We start from the raw sequence: 18,857 nt of genomic DNA, 5'->3' as shown, positions 1-18,857 counted from the left end.
GTCAGGCCACCGCCGATTCGGACAGCCGGCCCTCGGTGGGCACCTCGATGCCGTACATGGCGGCCGCGTTCAGACCGAGGATCTTCTTCTTCTGCGCGACGGTGAGCTGCGGGTACTCGTCCGTCATGTCTTCCGGGATCCGGAAGTCGACGAATCGCTCCACCAGCCACTTCGGCGTCCACAGCGCGTAGTCGCTGGAGAACTGGATGCGGTCCTCGCCGAGCCAGTACAGCAACTCGCCGATGATCTGCGCGAAGTAGCGGGGCCGGGTGTGTATGAACGGGATCGCGACCGCGAGCCCCGCGTGCACGTTGGGTTCCTGGGTGGCGATCCAGCAGAAGTCCTCCAGCCGGGGCAGACCGCAGTGCTCCACCACGAAGTTCAGGTCGGTGAAGTCGGTGGCCGCCTTGTCGACGTCGGCCACGTCGAAGGCGTCCCGGTCCAGGGGCCGGATCGTGGGCCCCTTGTGGATGTGGATGTTCCGGATGCCCAGCTCCCGGCAGGCCTCCAGGTAGCGGTAGGTCCAGGGGTCGTCCAGCTGGTAGCCGCGCGAGTCGCCCTTCCACTCGGCCGTGTAGAGCTTGACGCCCTTCAGGCCGAAGCGGGCCGCGTCCTCACGCAGCTGCCTCAGTCCCGCCTCCTCGAAGCGCGGGTCGAAGCAGTGGTTGTAGGTGAGCTTGCCGGGATGCTCGCGGGTGAGCGCGAAGGCCTCCTCGGTCTGCCCGAAGCCGGTCCGGTAGAACGCGCCCAGCCGGGCCGGCTGGAAGATCGCGTGGTCGACGTGGCCGTCGACGAACAGGTCCTTCATCAGCCGCTCGCCGCCGTAGTACAGGTAGTCCTCGTACGGCCACAGCTCCGACTCCGGGCTGAGGTTGCGGTGGTAGTCGTAGAAGCAGTCGATGAACTGCTTCCCGTGGATGTTGCGCTGGTTCTCGGGCCGTGCGTCCCAGAGAGCGACGTGTGCGTCCACGATGAAGTAGTTCTCGCCGTCCTTGCGGTACATGGCGTCCCTTCCGTCTCGCCGGCAGCTTGTGGAGCACCGTAGGAAGGGGCGCGGGGGCGGCGGCAGCCGTCGGGTGTCTCACTTTGAGACACCGGGACCGGCGAGATCCGGACCGGCGCCCAGTAGCGTGGGCTCGGTCGGCGCAACGACGCGTCCCGCGGAGGTCGAAGTGGACAACGCGCACCCGGACGTCACCCTCGGACAAGGCGGCGCGGCCGTCGGACTGCCCACCCGCCTGCGGGCGTCGTGGCGGCGCAGCGAGACGTACGGGCTGACGCCGGAGGAGATGCGGCCGGTCTTCACCGGCTCGGTGGACACCGGGTCCCTGCTGTACGAATGCGGTCACGAGGTGCTGCGCGGACTGCGCCGCACCCTGGCGAACGAGCCGGTGAGCCTGATGATCACCGACCACGAGGGCCTGGTGCTGTGCCGGCTCAGCGACGACGCCTCCATCGACCGCTCCCTGGACCGGGTGCACCTCGCTCCCGGCTTCTACTTCGCCGAGTCCAACGCGGGCACCAACGGACTCGGGCTCGCCCTCGCCGACCGTGCCCCGTCGCTCGTACGGGCCGAGGAGCACTTCTGCGCCGGCCTGCGCGGCTACACCTGCGCCGCGGCCCCGGTCCTCGACCCGGTCAGCGGCGGCGTCGCGGGTACCGTCAACCTCACCACCTGGTCGGACTCCTCCTCGCAGCTCCTGCTCGCCCTGGCGCAGGCCACCGCCGGGAGCACCACGGCCCTGATGCTGGCACGCGGCTCCGGCCGCCGCGTCCGCCCCCTCCCGCGCGGCGAGGTGTTCCGCGTGTACGCCGACGGCGCAGACCAGGACGACGACACCGAGCGCCCGCTGTCCGCGGCGTGGACACAGCGCGTGGCGACGGCCCGCACGGCACTCGCCGAGGGACGGGTGCTCGCCGTCGTCGGGGAACCCGGCGCGGGCCGGACGGCGCTGATCTCGGCGGCGCGCAGACTCACCGCCCCACGCGAGCGGGTGCTCGTGGCGCGTCCGCCGGCGCCCGAGGACATGCGGACGTGGCTGACGCTGTGGACCCCGGAACTGGCCAAGGACGACACCTGTGTCATCGTCTCCCGCGTGGACGCCCTGCCCGGGTGGGCCGCCGCCGAGCTGGCCGCGCTGTTCGCCCGGGTCCGCCGTACGGGCGACGGCACGGGCCCCCGCCTGCAGCCGTTCGCGCTGACCGCCTCCGACTGGTCCGCGATCCCGCCCGAACTGGCCCCGCTCGTCGACACCGTGGTCGAGGTGCCGCCGCTGCGGGTCCGCCCGGACGACGTGATGCCGCTCGCCCACCGCTTCGCGCACCGGCACCGGGGCCACGGGGTGACGTTCACACCGGGTGCCGTACGGGCCCTGACCGCGTACGAATGGCCGGAGAACGTACGTCAGCTCAGGAGGGTGGTGCGGGCCGCGGCGTCCCGGGCGGACGTGGTCGACGCGCGGCACCTGCCGGCGGAGGTGTTCACCGGCGCCCGGTACCGGCTGAGCCGCCTCCAGGAACTGGAGCGCGACGAGATCGTGCGCTGTCTCATGGAGCCCGGCACGACGATGGGGCAGGCGGCGCGGCGGCTCGGCATGAGCCGCGCCACCCTGTACCGCAAGACGGCCCGGTACGGAATCGACGTACCGGGCCGCACACACCGGTCCTGAGCACGCGCACGTGCCGCCGGACCGGGCCGGGGATCAGGCGTCCGCCCGCGTCCGCCCCCGGACCACCAGCCGCTTCACCAGCGGCCAGGCCAGCAGCAGCACGATCACCGCGTACACCGTCACCGAGAACGGCGTGTTGACCAGGCCCGTCACGCTGCCGTCGCTGATCTGCAGGGCGCGGCGCAGCTGCTGCTCGGCGTTCGGGCCGAGGATGACACCGATCACGGCGGGCAGGATGGGCAGCCCGTAGCGCCGCATACCGAACCCGATCAGGCCGATGACCAGCAGGATCACCAGGTCGACCACCTCGCCGCCGACCGCGTAGGCGCCGACCGCCGCGAAGAACATGATCCCCGCGTAGAGGTACGGCCGCGGGATCCGCAGCAGCTTGGCCCAGACCGGCGCCAGCGGCAGGTTCAGGGCGAGCAGCAGCACCATGCCGACGAAGAGCGAGGCGATCAGGCCCCACACCAGCTCGGGTTCGCGTTCGAAGAGCAGCGGCCCGGGCTGGATGCCGTACTGCTGGAAGGCGGCCAGCATGACCGCGGCGACCGCCGTGGTCGGCAGACCCAGCGTCAGCATGGAAACCAGCGTGCCGGCGGCCGAGGCCGACGCCGCCGACTCCGGACCGGCCACGCCCTCGATGGCACCCTTGCCCCACTCGTCCTTGTGCTTGGACAGCCGCTTCTCCGTCACGTACGACAGGAAGGTGGGGATCTCGGCGCCGCCCGCCGGGATCGCGCCGAACGGGAAGCCGATGAACGGGCCGCGCAGCCACGACTTCCAGGTGCGCCTCACGTCACCGCGGCCGAGCCAGGGACGGCCCACCGGGATCGGTTCGGCCGCCCCGCGCCGCAGATGGGCCGCCACCCACAGCGCCTCGCCGATCGCGAACAGACCGACCGCCACGATCACCACGTCCACGCCGTCGGCGAGCTGCAGCGAACCGAAGGTCAGCCGCTGCTGACCCGTCATCTGGTCCAGGCCCACCAGGCCGATCGTCAGACCGATCAGCAGCGAGGCCAGACCCCTGATCCGCGACGACCCCAGCACCGACGTGACGGCGATGAACGCCAGCACCATGATGGCGAAGTAGTCCGGCGCACCGATGTCCACCGCCAGGTCGGCGACCGTCGGTGCCAGCGCCACCAGCAGGATCGTGCCGATCATGCCGCCCGCGAAGTGGCCGATGGCGGCGGCGGCCAGTGCCTGCGCGCCGCGCCCCGCCTTGGCCATGGGGTTGCCCTCCATGGCCGCCACCACGGCGGCGCTCTCGCCGGGGGTGTTGAGCAGGATGGAGGTGGTCGAACCGCCGAACATCGCGCCGTAGTAGATGCCCGCGAACATGATGAACGCCGCGACCGGATCCAGCCCGTACGTCACCGGCAGCAGCAGTGCCACCGCCATCGCGGGGCCGATGCCGGGCAGGACGCCGATGGCCGTGCCGAGCAGCACACCGAGGGCGGCCCACAGCAGGTTGAGCGGGGTCAGGGCCGTGCCGAACCCGTCCATGAGGGAGTTGAGGGCGTTCATGTCAGAGCACTCCCATCAGCGGACCGCCGGGCAGCGGCACACCGAGCAGCTTGTCGAAGACGACGTAGGTGATCAGGGACAGCACCGCGGCGATCAGCGGATCGCGGTCCACGCGGCGGCTGCCGAGCGCGAAGGCGGCGCCCCAGAAGAGCAGCGCCCCGGCGACGGGGAAGCCGGCCGGCTCGATCAGGGCGGCGGCGCCGAGGAAGATCCCGGACAGCAGCAGCACCGTGCGCCAGTCGGCAGGCTCGGACAGGTCGATGTCCTCGCCGCCCTCGGCCTCGCCCCGGCCGCCGCGCAGCACGTCGACGGCGAGCAGCGCGGCTATCACCAGCAGGCCGATGCCGACCACGACCGGCACGGTCTTGGGTCCGACCGGGCCGCGCTGGGTGATGTCGACGTCCATGGTGAGCGCGTCCGTCAGGACGATCACGCCGAGCGCCAGCAGCAGGGCGCACACGCCCAGTTCGGAGTGGTCGCGCAGCCACGAGCGCCGGCCGGTGGCCGCTTCCTCGCGGTGCTCGGGGAGTTCGGTCGGCGTCGTCACAGTCCCAGCTCCTTCAGCACCGACACCACGCGCTTGTCCTGCGCGTCCAGGAAGTCGCCGAACTCGTCGCCGGTCAGGAACGCGTCGTCCCAGCCGTTCTGGTCCATGGACTTCTTCCACTCGGGCGAGTCGTGCAGTTCCTCGAACAGGCGGATCAGCTTGTTGCGCTGCGCCTCGGACAGTCCCGGCGGGGCGACGATGCCGCGCCAGTTGGTGAAGTCCACGTCGTAGCCGGACTCCTTGAGGGTGGGCGCGTCCTCGAGGTCGTCCACCCGCTCGGGACCGGTCACCGCGAGCACCCGCAGCTCGCCCGCCTTGATCTGGTCCAGGTACTCGCCGACGCCGGAGACCCCGAAGCCGACCTTGTTGCCGAGGATGGAGGCGAGCAGTTCGCCGCCGCCGTCGAAGGGGATGTAGTTGACCGACTTCGGCTGGATCCCGGCGGCCTGCGCCATCAGCATCGGTGCGAGGTGGTCGGGCCCGCCCGGCGACGAACCACCGCCCACCGGGATCTTCCCGGGGTCCTCCTTCCAGGCGTCGATCAGCTCGTCGATCGTCTTGTAGGGCGAATCTTTGGCGACCACGACGACGTCCTGCTCCTCGGTGAGCCGCGCGATCGGCGTGGCGTCGGCGAGGGTCTTGGGCGCGTGGTTGGAGCGGGCGGCGCCCACGACACCGAGGCCCATGGACATGGCGAGCTTGCCGTTGCCGTGCTCGCTCACCAGCCGGCTCAGGCCCACGGTGCCGCCGGCGCCCGGCAGGTTGAACACCTCGATGTTGTGCGTGAGCCCGGCGTCCTCGGCGTTCTTCGCGGCCGTGCGGGCGGTGATGTCGTAGCCGCCGCCGGGCGTGTTGGGAACCATGAAGCGCAGGCCCGGGATCTGGGTGCCGGAGTCCGAGTCGTCGCCCGAGGAGAGCAACGGCGGTCCGGCCAGCACGAGCACGGCGGCCCCGAGCAGGGCAAGGGGGGTGCGCAGGCGCACGTATGACACCACCTGTCGGTTGGGTAGAGCGGGTACGTGGGTACAGGGGCCCTGTGGGGGAGGGTGACGTGGGCCACATGGTGCCCGCGCGCCTGTCCCGTGTCTTCCTTGCGGAACCAAGGGAGGTTGTGTTCATTGCGGTCGCCGAAACCGCGCGACCGGTCCCAGTCGCCGAAAACCGCGTGACCGATTCAGGGCGTCACATCGCTGTCGGATCGCCGGTTCATTGCGAAGCAGGCACATCGAAGGCACGGCCCTTTCCTTCGCCGCAGGTGGGCGCCATGATGGCGACCCGGCACACCCACCGGTCCCCCCGCCGGTCACCGCATCCCCGTCCCCGCCCCAGCCCCCTCCGTGAGCCGAGAACGAGTCCGCCGTGGCCCCCACCTTCCGCCGTCAGACCCTCGCGGGCGAGATGCTGGTCCTCCAGCTCGCCATCGTGGTGGTCGTCCTGCTCGCGGTGGCCGCCGTCTCGCTCGCCCAGTCCAAGGCCACCTTCAACCGCGTCGAGGGCCGCCGGGTCACCGCCCTGGCCGAGCAACTGGCCGCCACGCCGCTGGTGCGCAGCCAGTTGCTGCGCCCGGTGCCGCAGGAGGCCCTCGCCCCGCTGGTCAACTCCACCCAGACCCAGTCCGGGGTCACCTCCGTCACGGTGGCCGACGCCGACGGCCGCGTCGTCAGCTCCACCGACCCCACGCTGATCGGCGCCCGGCTGCCGCGCGGTGAGGGCGCCGGTGTCACGAGCGGCTGGTCGGGGCCGCTGACCGTGCAGGGCAGCCGGGAGCTGGTCGCGCAGGTTCCGGTGCTCGGTGCCACCCGGCAGACGCTCGGCCGCCACCTCGGCACGGTGATGGTCGGCGAGGCCGACCCGACGGTGTGGCAGCGCCTCGGCGGAGCCTCCTCCTACCTTCTCGCCTACCTCGGCATCGCCAGCGGCCTCGGCGTGGCCGGCTCCTGGCTGCTGGCCCGGCGCGTCAAGCGGCAGACCCTCGGTCTGGAGCCGCGCGAGATCGCCGGCCTCGCCGAGCACCGCGAGGCCATGCTGTACGGCATCGCCGAGGGTGTCGTCGCCCTGGATCCGCAGCACCGGCTCACCCTGGTCAACGAGATGGGCCGGCGCCTGCTCGACCTGCCCGCCGACTGCGTGGGCCAGAGCCTGGACGGGCTCGGCATCGACGGACGGCTGCGCGACGTCCTCGCCGGCGTGACCTCGCAAACGGCCGGTCCGCGCGACGAGGTCGTCGTGCGCCACGGCCGGGTCCTGGTCATGAACCGCATGACCGTCGCCAAGGACGGCCGCCCGCTCGGCTCGGTCACCACGCTGCGCGACCGCACGGAACTGGCCCGCCTGGAGCGGGAGATCGGCTCCTTCCGCTCCACCTCCGAGCTGCTGCGCGCCCAGGCGCACGAGTTCGCCAACCAGCTCCACACCATCTCCGGGCTCATCCAGATCGGCGAGCAGGACGAGGTGGTGCGCTACATCCGCGGGCTCAACCAGCGCCGCCAGTCCCTGGACGTCACCCTCAGCCGGCGGGTCCGGGACACCGCCGTGGCCGCGCTGATCACCGCGAAGACCTCCCTCGCGGCCGAGCGCCGGGTCGCCCTGCGCGTCTCGGACCGTACGGCCCTGGACCGGCTGGAGCCGGCGGACGCCGCCGACGTGGCGACCGTGGTCGGCAACCTCGTCGACAACGCCGTGGACGCCGCCGCCACCCTGGACGACGCCCACGAGGCGTGGGTCGAGGTCGAGCTGCGGCAGGACGCCGCCAGCGTCGAGATCGTGGTCCGCGACTCCGGGCCCGGCGTGGCACCCGAACTGGCCCGGGAGGTCTTCTCCCACGGCTTCACCACCAAGGCCGCCCGGCAGGGCGAGCGGGGCATCGGCCTGGCGCTGACCCGGCTGGTCTGCGAACGTCACGGCGGTGAGATCTCGGTGACCAACACCCCCGAGGGGGCCATGTTCACCGCACGCATGACCGTCAGCCACCTCACCGACGCGGTGGCGGAAGGAGCAGCACCATGACGGCTACGAGCGGCACGTCCGACGCGACCGCGACCGCCGCGCCGCGCGAGACACCCCGCGAGACGCCCCGCACCGCCGCCCCGATCGGCGTGCTCGTGGTCGACGACGACTTCATGGTGGCCCGCGTCCACCGCGCGTTCGTCGAACGGGTCGAGCCCTTCCGGGTCGTCGGGGTCGCCGGCACCGGGGAGCAGGCGCTGGCCGCCGTCGAGGAGCTGCGTCCCGACCTGGTCCTGCTCGACCTGTACCTGCCGGACGTCTTCGGCCTCGACGTCATCCCACGGCTGCGCGGCGCGGGCCACGACTGCGACGTCATGGTCATCAGCGCGGCCCGGGAGGCGGACGCGGTCCGCGGTGCGGTGCGGCACGGCGTGGTCGACTACCTCCTCAAACCCTTCGAGTTCGAGGACCTGCGGGTGCGGCTCGAGCGCTACGCCGTCCAGCGGGGCCGGCTGCTCGGCACGGTGGTGCGCAGCCAGGCCGACGTCGACCGCGTACTGGCCGGGGCCGCGGCACCGGCCGGGCCGGCCCCCGGGCTGCCCAAGGGCATGAGTGTGGAGACCGCCGAACTCGTCGAGCGCGCCCTCCGCGGGGCCGACGGCACCCTGTCCGCCAGCGAGTGCGCGGCGCGGACCGGCATCTCCCGGGTCAGCGCGCGCCGCTACCTGGAGTACTTCCACACCGTGGGCAGCGCGGAAGTCTCCCTGCGCTACGGGGTGGCGGGACGCCCCGAGCGCCGCTACCGCTTCCGGGGTGCGGTCACCGGCCCGGCGCTCCGGCCCGCAGGCCGTCCATGACGAGGTCCAGGAACCGGGTGACCCGCGGCTGCCAGTTCTCGCCGGGGTCGATCAGCCACAGCCCGCCGAGGACGAGGAAGAAGTCGTCCCCGGTCACTCCGGGCCGGATCGTGCCGGCCTCGTGGTTGGCACGGAGCAGGAGTTCGGCCGCGTCCTCCAGCGGGGTGGGGCGCGGCTTCTCCGGAGCCCCGGGTGCGCTGGTGACCAGCCGGATCGCGTCCGCCAGACCCGCCTTGGTCATCGCGAACTCGGCGAGGCGGTCCATCCACTGGCGCAGGGCCAGGTCGGGTTCCCCGGCGGCCAGCATCTCGGGCGCCGCCTCGGCCACCTGCTGCATCCCGTAGCGGTAGATCTCCAGGACGAGCGCCTCGCGGTTCGGGAAGTTGCGGTAGAAGGTGCCCTGCCCGACCCCCGCCTTCTTGGCGATGGCGCTCAGCGGGGCGTTCGCGCAGTGCGTCAGCTCCTCCGTGGCCACTGCCAGGATGCGCTCGCGGTTGCGCTGGGCGTCCGAGCGCAGGGGAGTGTCCGGCTTGTCCTTCTTCGGCTGCGGCACTCGTCATCCTTTCGGGTTCGTGGCCGAATCCCGACCTTGCTAAGCGGACAGCTGTCCGTTACGTTTCCAGTGAATGGACAGTTGTCCGGTTGTCCGCCCACTCTACCGGCGGACAGCACCCCCCACCCCCATGCCCCCACTGCCTACAGCCAGTTTTCCCGGTATCCAGACACCAAAGAAGGCTGATCATGGCCCCAGCACCCTCGTCGACGTCCAGCGCCGTCACCCTGAACATCAACGGCGAGAAGCACCAGCTGACCGTCGACCACCGCACCACCCTGCTCGACGCCCTGCGCGAGCGCCTCGACCTGACCGGTACCAAGAAGGGCTGCGACCAGGGGCAGTGCGGCGCCTGTACCGTCCTGGTCGACGGACGCCGCTCCGTCTCCTGTCTGAACCTCGCCGTCGCCGCCGAGGGGCGCGAGATCACCACCATCGAGGGAATGGCCGAGGGCGACCGGCTGCACCCGGTCCAGCAGGCATTCCTCGACCTCGACGGCTACCAGTGCGGCTACTGCACCCCCGGCCAGATCTGCTCGGCGATCGCGGTCATCGAGGAGCACGCGGCCGGCTGGCCGAGCGCCGCCACCGAGGACGTCCGTCCCGAGGCCGGACCACCGCCCCTGACGCCCGACGAGATCCGCGAGCGGATGAGCGGCAACCTGTGCCGCTGCGGCGCCTACGTCTCCATCGTGCAGGCCGTCACCCGCGCCGCCGAGGCCCACCAGGCCGCGGCCCGGGACGACGACCGTGCCGACCAGGACGAGACCACCGAGGAGACGGCCGCATGAGGGAGTTCGGATACCAGCGCGCCGACGACGTCTCCGGCGCCGTGGCCCTGCTCGCCGCCGACCCGGACGCCCGCTTCCTCGGCGGCGGCACCAACCTCGTGGACCTGATGAAGACCGGCGTCGAGCGTCCCGCCCGGCTCGTCGACGTCCGCGAACTCCCCCTGGACGCCATCGAGGAGACCGCGGACGGCGGCCTGCGCATCGGCGCCACCGTCACCAACAGCGACCTCGCCGCCCACCCCGAAGTACGCCGCCGCTACCCGGCACTGACCCAGGCGGTCCTGGCCGGTGCCTCCGGCCAGCTGCGCAACATGGCCACGGTCGGCGGCAACCTCCTCCAGCGCACCCGCTGCGGCTACTTCACCGACCTGAGCAAGCCCTGCAACAAGCGGGCCCCCGGCAGCGGTTGCTCCGCGGTCACCGGCGAGCACCACAACCACGCCGTTCTGGGCGCCTCCGACCACTGCGTCGCCGTGCACCCCTCCGACATGGGTGTGGCCCTCGCCGCCTTCGACGCCGTCGTCGGCTACGAAACCCTCGACGGACCGGGAGAGTTGCCGCTGGCCGACTTCTACCTCCCCGTCGGGGACACCCCGCACCGGGAGACCGCCCTGCCGCCCGGGGCGCTGATCACCGGCGTCACCCTGCCGCCCGCCCCGGTCGCCGCGCGCTCCCGCTACCGCAAGGTGCGCGAGCGTGCCTCGTACGCCTTCGCGATCGGCTCGGTCGCCGCCGCGCTCGACGTGGAGGCCGGTGTCGTCCGCGAGGCCCGGCTGGCCTTCGGCGCGGTCGCCTCGCGGCCCTGGCGGGCCCGCGCGGCCGAGGCCGTGCTGACCGGCGCACCGGCCGACGGCGAGACCTTCGCCGCCGCCGCGGACGCCGAACTGGCGGCCGCCAGGCCGCTGCCCGACAACGGATACAAGGTGACCCTCATGCGCAACCTGGTGGTGGCCGTCCTGACCGAACTCGCCGAGGAGACCGCCCGATGACCACCGCCACGACCGGTCGTACGGCGCTCAGGGGCGTCGTCGGCACCTCCCACACCCGCGTCGAGGGCCGCGACAAGGTGACCGGGGCAGCCCGCTATGCCGGTGAGATCCCCTTCGCCGACCTCGCCCACGGCTGGCTGGTGCTGTCCACCGTCACCCGCGGACGCGTCCGCTCCCTCGACACCGAGGCCGTCCTCGCCCTGCCCGGCGTACTGGCCGTCCTGCACCACGGCAACGCCCCGCGCGTGGACACCGACTACATCGGCCTGCTGGGCATCCCGCCGGACCCGACCGCCGCCGTCTTCCAGCACGACTGGGTGCCGCACGCGGGCTGGCCGGTCGCCCTCGTCGTCGCCGAGACGTCCGAGCAGGCCCGGGAGGCCGCCGAGGCCCTCGTCGTCACCTACGACGAGGAACCGCACCGCACGGTGCTCACCACCGGCCACCCGGACGCCCACCCGGCCGGCGGGGTCATGCCCGGCGAGACCGCCAAGGGCGACCTCGCGGCCGGCCTCGCCGCGTCCGCCGTCGTGGTCGACGAGGAGTACACCACCCCCGAAGAGCACCACAGCATGATGGAGCCGCACGCCGCCACCGCCATGTGGGACGGCGGCCGGCTGGAGGTCGTCGACTCCAACCAGGGCACCACCTGGATCCAGAGCGAACTGGCGCAGATGTTCTCCCTCGACGCCTCCGCGGTGCGGGTGCGCTCCGAGCACATCGGCGGCGGCTTCGGCAGCAAGGGACTGCGCGCCCACCAGGTCGCGGCGGTGATGGCCGCGACCGAGTTGCAGCGTCCGGTGCGCGTGGTCATGACGCGGCGGCAGATGTTCACGCTGGCCGGCTACCGCAGCCCCACCCTCCAGCGCGTACGGCTCGGCGCCGACGCCGACGGCCGGCTGCGCGCCCTGGAGCACCGCTCGCTGAACCAGACGTCCACCGTCTACGAGTTCGTCGAACCCAGCGCGGGCGTGGCCCGGGTGATGTACGACGCCGACGCCCACCACACGGCCAACGAGGTCGTACCGCTCGACGTGCCGTCGCCGACCTTCATGCGCGCGCCGGGCGAGGCGCCGGGGTCCTTCGCCGTCGAGTCGGCCCTCGACGAACTCGCCGAGCGCTGCGGCGTCGACCCCGTCGAGCTGCGCCTGCGCAACGAACCCGAGGTCGGCCCGGTCTCCGGCCTGCCCTTCAGCAGCCGCAACCTGGACGCCTGCTTCCGCGAGGGTGCCCGGCGGTTCGGCTGGGCCGAGCGCGACCCGCGCCCCGGGCGACGCCGGGAGGGGCGCTGGCTCCTCGGCACGGGCACGGCCGCCGCCTCCTTCCACGCGGGCGCCGGTCCCTCCACGGCCGGCGTGACCGCGCAGGCCGACGGCGGTTTCACCGTGCGGATCGCCGCCGCCGACATCGGCACCGGCGCCCGCACGGCGCTCACCCTGGTCGCCGCCGACGCCCTGGAGGTCGCACCCGACCGGGTCCGGGTCCGGATCGGGGACAGCGACTTCGGCCCCGCGATGATCGCGGGCGGTTCGATGGGCACGCGTTCCTGGGCCTGGGCGATCAGGGAGGCGGCCCGCGAACTGCGGGAGCGGCTGGCCCTCGGCACGCCGATTCCGCCGGAGGGCATCACGGTGCGGTCCGACACCACCGAGGCCCTCGGCGCGCTGGCCCAGAAGGAACGGCACTCCTTCGGCGCGCAGTTCGCCGAGGTCGCCGTGGACCCCGCCACCGGCGAGGTACGCGTGCGCCGCATGCTCGGCATCTTCGCGGCCGGCCGGATCGTCAACCCGCTCACCGCCCGCAACCAGCTCGTCGGCGGCATGGTCTGGGGCATCTCCATGGCCCTGCACGAGGAGGCCGTCCGCGACCGGACGAGCGGCGCCCTCTACGCCCCCGACCTCGCCGGTTACCACGTGGCCACCAACGCCGACGTGGGCGACATCCAGGCCGACTGGGTGGACGACCCCGACCCGGACGACCCGGTGGGTATCAAGGGCGTCGGCGAGATCGGCATCGTGGGCGCCGCCGCGGCCGTCGCCAACGCCGTCTGGCACGCGACCGGCGTACGCCACCGCAGCCTGCCGATCCGGCCCGACCGGATCCTGTCGGCGGGGGTGCCCGCGTCCGGGGGCGGCCCTCATGCTTGACATCGCCGACGAGCTGAACGGCTGGCTCGCGGAAGGGCGGGAGTTCGCCGTCGCCAGTGTCGTCTCCGTAGGCGGCAGCGCACCGCGCGGGCCCGGTGCGGCCCTCGCCGTCGACCGCGACGGCACGGTGATCGGCTCGGTCTCCGGCGGCTGCGTGGAGGGCGCGGTGTACGAGCTGTGCGCCGAGGCCCTGGACAGCGGCGAGAGCGTGCGCAGACGGTTCGGCTACAGCGACGACGACGCCTTCGCGGTCGGTCTGACCTGCGGTGGGGTCATCGACGTCCTGGTGACGCCGGTCGGCGCGGACGCGCCGTCGCGCGAGGTGTTCCGGGCGGCGCTCTCGACCGCCGCCCGGAGCGGGACGGTGGCTCTCGCCCGGGTCGTCCGGGGCCCGTCCGAACTCCTGGGCCGGGCGCTGCTGGTCCGTCCCGACGGATCGTACGAGGGCGGCCTCGGCGGACACCCCGAGCTGGACCGCACCGCGGCCGCCGAGGCGGCTGCCCTGCTGGACGCCGGACGCACCGCCACGGTCGGACTCTCGGAGGACGGGTCGCACTGCCCCGGCGGGCTCACCCTGCTCGTCGAGTCCAGCGTGCCGCCGCCCCGCATGATCGTGTTCGGTGCGGTCGACTTCGCCGCGGCGCTGGTGCGGGCCGGGAAGTTCCTCGGGCATCACGTCACGGTGTGCGATGCCCGGCCCGTCTTCGCCACCCGGGCCCGCTTCCCGGAGGCCGACGAGGTCGTCGTCGACTGGCCGCACCGCTACCTGCGACAGACCCGGACCGACGGACGCACGGTGCTGTGCGTGCTCACCCACGACGCCAAGTTCGACGTGCCGCTGCTGACGGAGGCGCTGCGCAGGCCGGTCGCGTTCGTCGGTGCCATGGGCTCGCGCCGCACCCACGAGGACCGCCACCGCCGGCTGCGGGAGGCGGGACTGACCGAGGACGAGCTGTCCGGGCTCCGCTCACCGATCGGCCTCGACCTCGGCGCCCGCACCCCGGAGGAGACGGCCCTGTCCATCGCGGCGGAGATCGTCGCGGCCCGCCGCGGCGGAACGGGCGTCCCCCTGACGGGCGGAGCCGAACCGATCCACCGGGACCCGGCCCACCGGACCGCGGCGGAACGGGAGGTGACGGAGACGGGGGCGGCCGCCTGAGGAGGAAAGATCAGGGCAGGGCCGACTCGCCGGCCAGGCGGACCGCGCACTCCAGCATCATGGCGTGCACGAACGCCTGCGGGAGGTTGCCACGGAGCTGGCGCTGGCGCACGTCGTATTCCTCGGCGAACAGCCCGGGCGGTCCGCAGGCCGCCCGGGTGCGCTCGAACCAGCGGAACGCGCCGACCCGGTCGCCGACCCGGTGCGTGGCGAGCGCCATCGTGAAGCCGCAGAGCAGGAAGGCGCCCTCGGCCTCGCCGAGCGGCACCCCGGGGTGTTCGAAGCGGTACAGGTACCCGTCCTCGGTCAGACGGGACTCGACGTACGCGCGGGTGGCGTCGTCGTCGCCCCCGAACGCGCAGCCGCGGGCCATCGGCACCAGCAGCGCGGCCTCCGGCCCGTCGTCGTCCTCGGCCCGCCGCCAGCGGCCGTCGGCGCGCAGGCAGCGGCGCCGGGTCTCCCGCAGCACCGTGTCGGCGAGATCGGCGCACCGGCGTCCCGCGGCCCCGGGCAGCACCTCGGCCATGCGCCGCAGACCGCACACCACGCTCAGCCGGGAGTGGGTCCACCACCGGTTCTCCAGCTCCCACAGACCGGCCTCCGGCTTCAGCCACTGCCGTTCGACGACGTCCACGGCAACCCCGGCGGCCCGTTCCGCCTCGTCGGTCAGCCGGTCGTGCGCGGCGGCCGCGGCGAACAACTGCAGCGCCTCGCCGAAGGTGTCCAGCTGGAACTGGGCGCCCGCGTCGTTGCCCACGTGGTCGTTGCCACCGGGGTAGCCGGGCAGCCGCAGGGAACGTTCCTCCCCGACCGGCCGCCCGTCGACCGTGTAGGCGGGGCGCACCCCGTCGCCGTCCGCGAGAATGCGCTCGGCGACGAAGCGCACGGCGTCGTCGACCAAGGGGTGCGGCCCGTGCGCGGCGACCGCGAGACCGGCGTAGCACTGGTCGCGCAGCCATGCGTAGCGGTAGTCGTAGTTGCGCCCGCTGTTGGCCCGTTCCGGCAGCGACGTGGTGGCGGCGGCGACCATTCCGCCGGAGGCACTGGTCAGCCCGTGCAGTACGGCGTAGGCGTGCCGGGCGTCGCGGGGCGCGACCAGCCGCGAGCAGTCCGGTACGGCCTGTTCCCACTCCCGCTCCGTGGCCCGCCACAGCGCCCCGGCATCGAGCGGTTCGGTCTCCCGCCCCGCGGAAAGCTCCAGCACGAGGTCGTGCGTCTCGCCCTCGCGCAGCCGGAACTCGCCACACAGCCCGGACCCGTCCCGCCACACCGCGTCCGGCGCCCCGGCCAGCCGCATCCGCAGGCCCTCCGACCCCGCTGTCCACACCCCGCGGTCCAGCCGGGGCTCGCGCATCCGTGCCGCCCCGAAGCCGGGCCGCGGGTCCAGATCCAGGCGCAGCCTTGCCTCGCCCCGTTCCACGCGCATGCGGCGCAGCAGTACGAGCCGGTCCGTGCGAGCGGGCAGGGCCAGGGCCTCCCGGCACTCGATCACGCAGTCGGCGGTCACCCACCGGCTGATCCGGATCAGCGTGCCCTCCTCGTAGGAGCCGCCCCAGACGTGCCAGGGGTCCGTCGGCTCCACGGTGAAATGCCCGGCTCCGCCGATCAGGGCCGAGAACACCGCGTCGTCGTGCCACCGCGGGGCGCACAGCCACACGATCCGACCCCGGGGGTCCAGGACCGCTCCCCGCTCGCCGTCGGCGAGGACGGCGTACTCGCGCAGTGCCCAGGGCGGGCACGACGTGTCCGGTGCAGCCGCGCGCCGCTCGTCGCTGTCCTTCATGACGCTACGGCTATCCCGGCGCCGGTGACCGAAACGGAGCTCTCCCTGCCGCCCCGGCCGACCCCTCGGTCACAGCCGACCCCGCGGTCCCGGACGTCGCCGTGGCCCCACCCGTCCCGTGCTCGCCCAGGGGGCCCACCGCCAGCCCCGCCTCGCGGCAGTCGCGCACGATGTCCGGCAGCGCGCCGAGCGTGGCCCGCCAGCTGCCCGGGGCGGAGGCGTGGTCGGTGTCGTGGAGGAGGACGGTGCCACCTCCGCGCAGGTCCGCCGCCACGGTCGCGCGTACCGAGGCGGGCGTGGCGTCGTGCCGCCAGTCCTTGGCCCACGCGGTCCACAGCACGGGCCGCAGCCCGGCCCCGCGGGCGGCCGCCCAGCGACCGGAGGTGAGGATGCCGTAGGGCGGCCGGTACCAGTGCGGGACGGTTCCGGTCACCTCGCCCACCACCCGGACGGCGCGCAGCAACTCCCGCGCGTCCCGGACCGGCGACGGCCACCAGGGGCGGTCGTGCGACCAGCCGTGGACGGCGATCTCGTGTCCGCGCCGGACCAGCTCACGGGCGAGCACGGGGTGGCGTGCCGCGTTCTCGCCCAGGACGAAGAACGTGGCCCGCACACCGAGCCGGTCCAGTACGTCGAGGAACTGCGGCGTGGACGCCGGATCGGGACCGTCGTCGAAGGTGAGCGCCACGTGGTTGGGGCTGCCGAGGCCGGCCAGCGCCGGGAACCGGCGGCGGCGCAGTTCCGGCAGCCAGGTCGCGGCCGGACCGATGTGGGCCAGCGCGACGCCTAGGACCGGAGCGACGGCGTACGCCGCCCGCCCGGCCCGAGAACCTTGGCGCATCCGTGCTACCTCCGGTCTCTTCACTTCCTACCGTCCCCGTCGTCCGGACTTTCTGGTCGTGCAGTCGTCCAGTCGTCCAGTCGTCCGATCGGACCGCCCGTCCGGTCGTCCGGACGGGTTCCCGACCGAGTCGTTCGTTCCGGTTCGCTGCTTCACCGCTTCACCGCTTCACCGCTTCACCGCTTCACCGCCCGCCCGGGGCCGTCCCGTGCCGCCGGGGCGGTGTCCCAGGCGCCGTGCACCGACGGCGCCCGGGCCAGCCCGACGCTGCCGAGGCCGATCAGCGCCACGCCGATCAGCTCGGGCAGCACCCGCACTCCGAGCAGGATCTCCTCGCCGAACAGGGCCCAGCCCAGGGCGACGCTGGTCAGTGCGTCGCCGAGGGTCAGGGCCGGCTGCGAGGCGGCCAGGGTTCCCGCTCGCAAGGCGCTCTGCAGCAGCAGAAAGCTGGCCACGCCCACCACCGCCGTGGCGTACGGCGGCCACTGGGTCAGCACCTCGCCCACCCCCTGGGGGAGCCGCCCGGTCAGTTCCTTGAGCAGCGCCGCCGTACCGCCGAACCCCACCGCGGAGGCCGAACCGAAGAGCGCGGCGCGGGGCGCGCCGTGCACCAGGCTGCCGACCGAGGCGAGGACCGTCATCAGGACGAACAGCGCCAGCCCCGCCCAGATCCACCGGCCCCCCGTGGCGGTGTCCTGACCGGCCGACGGGGAGGCGGAGCCCAGGAACAGCGCGAGCCCCACGGCCAGCGCGACGAAGGCCAGCCACGTCCGCGAGTCCGGACGCCGGTGGAAGACCGCACTGCCGACCACCAGCGTGAACAGCAGTTCGGTGGCCATCAGGGGCTGGACCACGGCCAGGCTGCCCACCGCCAGCGCGGCCGCCTGCAGCACCGTCGTCAGCGCGAGCAGCGCCGCACCACCGACCCAGTACCGGTCCCGGACCAGCCGCATCAGTGAGCGCAGCACCGTGTGCCTGGCCCCCGCCCGGTCCTCGTCCTGCGCCGCGGCCCGGCGCTGCAGTACCGACGCCGCAGCGTTGGACAGCGCCGCGAACAGGGCGAGGACGACGGTGAGGACACTCACCGCGGCGGGCTCCCGGTCATCCGAACCGTGCGGCCAGCCGTCGGTACAGTCCCGGAGCCGCGCCCCGCACCCGGCACGGCAGACGCAGCCACGAGGGCACGTACACCTCGTCCCGGCCCCGGACCACCGCGGTCCGCACCGCGTCGGCCACGCGCTCGGGAGGCACCGGGCGCGGCCTGGACCGCCGGTAGGGAGCGCCCCGGCGCTCGAAGAACGGAGTGTCGACGACGCCCGGCACCACATGGGTGACCCCCACGCCCGTGCCCCGCAACTCGTAGCGCAACGAGTCCGCGAAGGCGCCGATCGCGGCCTTGGCGGCGGAGTACACGGCCTCGTCGCGCACCGCGACACTGCCGGCCAGCGATCCGATGAGCACCACCCGGCCCGAGCCCGCCGCCACCATCCCCGGCAGCAGCAGCCGCACCAGCCGCAGCGTGGCCAGCACGTTGATGTCGAGCACCTCGTCGATGGTGTGCGGGGGCATGTCCAGGAACTCCCCGGCCCAGCCCACCCCGGCTCCGGCCACCAGCAGATCCACCGGGCCCGCCGTGGCCAGCGTGAAGTCGGTGAGCTGCCGGTCGGCGCCGGGGAGGGTGAGATCCGCGGCGAACGCGGTGGCCGACGTGTCGTCGGCGACCTGGCGCAGCCGCACCGGATCACGTCCGGTGAGCACCAGTCTCCAGCCGTCCTCGTCGCCCAGCCGGCGGGCCACGGCCGCGCCGATGCCGGAGGAGGCCCCCGTCACGAGCGCCGTGCGGGTCCGCGGATCCCGGGCCCCGAGGGGGCGCCGCCCGGGCCTCGCGTGGTCCGCGCCGGGTGCGACGACCTGCGGTCCGGGGACGGACCGGGGACGGGAGAACGCATGGACCATGGGGACCACCTTGGCTCGGGGCGGGCACCGGGAAGCGACCGACCGGGCGGTCGGGCTCCGGCGTCCGGCCGGACGGGCGGTCACGG

The 18,857-nt window shown here is 73.5% G+C and carries 16 protein-coding genes; 7 read left to right on the top strand and 9 right to left on the bottom strand.

Translation table 11 applies throughout. From position 1 onward, the window contains the following. Position 1: 1 nt before the first annotated feature. Positions 2-1,003, bottom strand: a complete 1,002-nt coding sequence (locus IE258_RS15900) for an amidohydrolase family protein (RefSeq protein ID WP_189743981.1) — start codon at positions 1,001-1,003, stop codon at positions 2-4. A gap of 169 nt (positions 1,004-1,172) precedes the next feature. On the opposite strand from IE258_RS15900, the gene IE258_RS15895 reads away from it, so the two are divergent. Further along, on the top strand, positions 1,173-2,669 hold the full coding sequence (locus tag IE258_RS15895; protein ID WP_189743979.1) for an AAA-type ATPase lid domain-containing protein: 1,497 nt from the start codon (positions 1,173-1,175) through the stop codon (positions 2,667-2,669). A 33-nt stretch (positions 2,670-2,702) separates the two neighbouring features. Here IE258_RS15895 and IE258_RS15890 read toward each other — a convergent pair whose 3' ends face one another. The 3 genes from IE258_RS15890 to IE258_RS15880 are packed head-to-tail and all read right to left on the bottom strand — an operon-like array spanning position 2,703 to position 5,732. Further along, on the bottom strand, positions 2,703-4,202 hold the full coding sequence (locus tag IE258_RS15890) for a tripartite tricarboxylate transporter permease (protein ID WP_127894503.1): 1,500 nt from the start codon (positions 4,200-4,202) through the stop codon (positions 2,703-2,705). A gap of 1 nt (position 4,203) precedes the next feature. Continuing rightward, entirely contained in the window at positions 4,204-4,749 is a 546-nt protein-coding gene (locus tag IE258_RS15885) for a tripartite tricarboxylate transporter TctB family protein (RefSeq protein WP_189743976.1), read from the bottom strand. Beyond that, entirely contained in the window at positions 4,746-5,732 is a 987-nt protein-coding gene (locus IE258_RS15880; protein ID WP_189743974.1) for a Bug family tripartite tricarboxylate transporter substrate binding protein, read from the bottom strand. The genes IE258_RS15885 and IE258_RS15880 overlap by 4 nt, the downstream gene beginning before the upstream one ends. 376 nt (positions 5,733-6,108) lie before the next feature. On the opposite strand from IE258_RS15880, the gene IE258_RS15875 reads away from it, so the two are divergent. Next, positions 6,109-7,755 carry a sensor histidine kinase gene (locus tag IE258_RS15875; protein ID WP_189743972.1) on the top strand — a complete coding sequence of 549 codons (1,647 nt, stop codon included), beginning with the start codon at positions 6,109-6,111 and terminating at the stop codon, positions 7,753-7,755. Next, positions 7,752-8,552, top strand: coding sequence for a response regulator (locus tag IE258_RS15870; RefSeq protein WP_189743970.1), 801 nt, complete (start codon positions 7,752-7,754; stop codon positions 8,550-8,552). Before IE258_RS15875 ends, IE258_RS15870 begins: the two co-directional genes overlap by 4 nt. On the opposite strand, the gene xdhR is transcribed toward IE258_RS15870, so the two are convergent. Next, positions 8,515-9,105: a purine salvage operon transcriptional regulator XdhR gene (gene xdhR / locus IE258_RS15865; RefSeq protein WP_109030363.1), complete on the bottom strand. Its 591-nt coding sequence runs from the start codon at positions 9,103-9,105 to the stop codon at positions 8,515-8,517. The two genes, IE258_RS15870 and xdhR, sit on opposite strands and share 38 nt — an antisense overlap. Before the next feature lie 188 nt (positions 9,106-9,293). Here xdhR and IE258_RS15860 point away from each other — a divergent pair, with 188 nt between their 5' ends. The 4 genes from IE258_RS15860 to IE258_RS15845 are packed head-to-tail and all read left to right on the top strand — an operon-like array spanning position 9,294 to position 14,191. Then, positions 9,294-9,896 carry a 2Fe-2S iron-sulfur cluster-binding protein gene (locus tag IE258_RS15860; RefSeq protein WP_189743968.1) on the top strand — a complete coding sequence of 201 codons (603 nt, stop codon included), beginning with the start codon at positions 9,294-9,296 and terminating at the stop codon, positions 9,894-9,896. After that, positions 9,893-10,885: an FAD binding domain-containing protein gene (locus IE258_RS15855; protein WP_189743966.1), complete on the top strand. Its 993-nt coding sequence runs from the start codon at positions 9,893-9,895 to the stop codon at positions 10,883-10,885. The genes IE258_RS15860 and IE258_RS15855 overlap by 4 nt, the downstream gene beginning before the upstream one ends. Beyond that, the gene (locus tag IE258_RS15850; RefSeq protein ID WP_189743965.1) at positions 10,882-13,032 is read left to right on the top strand and encodes a xanthine dehydrogenase family protein molybdopterin-binding subunit; all 2,151 of its coding nucleotides are present in this window, start codon (positions 10,882-10,884) and stop codon (positions 13,030-13,032) included. Before IE258_RS15855 ends, IE258_RS15850 begins: the two co-directional genes overlap by 4 nt. Beyond that, the gene (locus IE258_RS15845; protein WP_189743963.1) at positions 13,025-14,191 is read left to right on the top strand and encodes an XdhC family protein; all 1,167 of its coding nucleotides are present in this window, start codon (positions 13,025-13,027) and stop codon (positions 14,189-14,191) included. The genes IE258_RS15850 and IE258_RS15845 overlap by 8 nt, the downstream gene beginning before the upstream one ends. Before the next feature lie 10 nt (positions 14,192-14,201). On the opposite strand, the gene IE258_RS15840 is transcribed toward IE258_RS15845, so the two are convergent. From IE258_RS15840 to IE258_RS15825, 4 genes are all read right to left on the bottom strand, one after another. Continuing rightward, on the bottom strand, positions 14,202-15,974 hold the full coding sequence (locus IE258_RS15840) for a glycoside hydrolase family 15 protein (protein ID WP_189743960.1): 1,773 nt from the start codon (positions 15,972-15,974) through the stop codon (positions 14,202-14,204). Between the two features lie 10 nt (positions 15,975-15,984). After that, positions 15,985-16,815 (bottom strand): polysaccharide deacetylase family protein, encoded by an 831-nt coding sequence (locus tag IE258_RS15835; protein WP_189743958.1) that lies wholly within the window; start codon positions 16,813-16,815, stop codon positions 15,985-15,987. A gap of 176 nt (positions 16,816-16,991) precedes the next feature. Next, positions 16,992-17,900 carry a DMT family transporter gene (locus IE258_RS15830; RefSeq protein ID WP_164460233.1) on the bottom strand — a complete coding sequence of 303 codons (909 nt, stop codon included), beginning with the start codon at positions 17,898-17,900 and terminating at the stop codon, positions 16,992-16,994. Positions 17,901-17,916: 16 nt separating this feature from the next. Next, positions 17,917-18,771: an SDR family NAD(P)-dependent oxidoreductase gene (locus tag IE258_RS15825; RefSeq protein WP_189743955.1), complete on the bottom strand. Its 855-nt coding sequence runs from the start codon at positions 18,769-18,771 to the stop codon at positions 17,917-17,919. Between the last annotated feature and the right edge of the window lie 86 nt (positions 18,772-18,857).

The sequence above is a fragment of the Streptomyces tendae genome (assembly GCF_014650435.1).
Classification (GTDB): Bacteria; Actinomycetota; Actinomycetes; order Streptomycetales; family Streptomycetaceae; genus Streptomyces; species Streptomyces tendae.
Note: the sequence above shows the minus strand (reverse complement) of the source record. Positions and strands in the feature narration are given on the sequence as shown.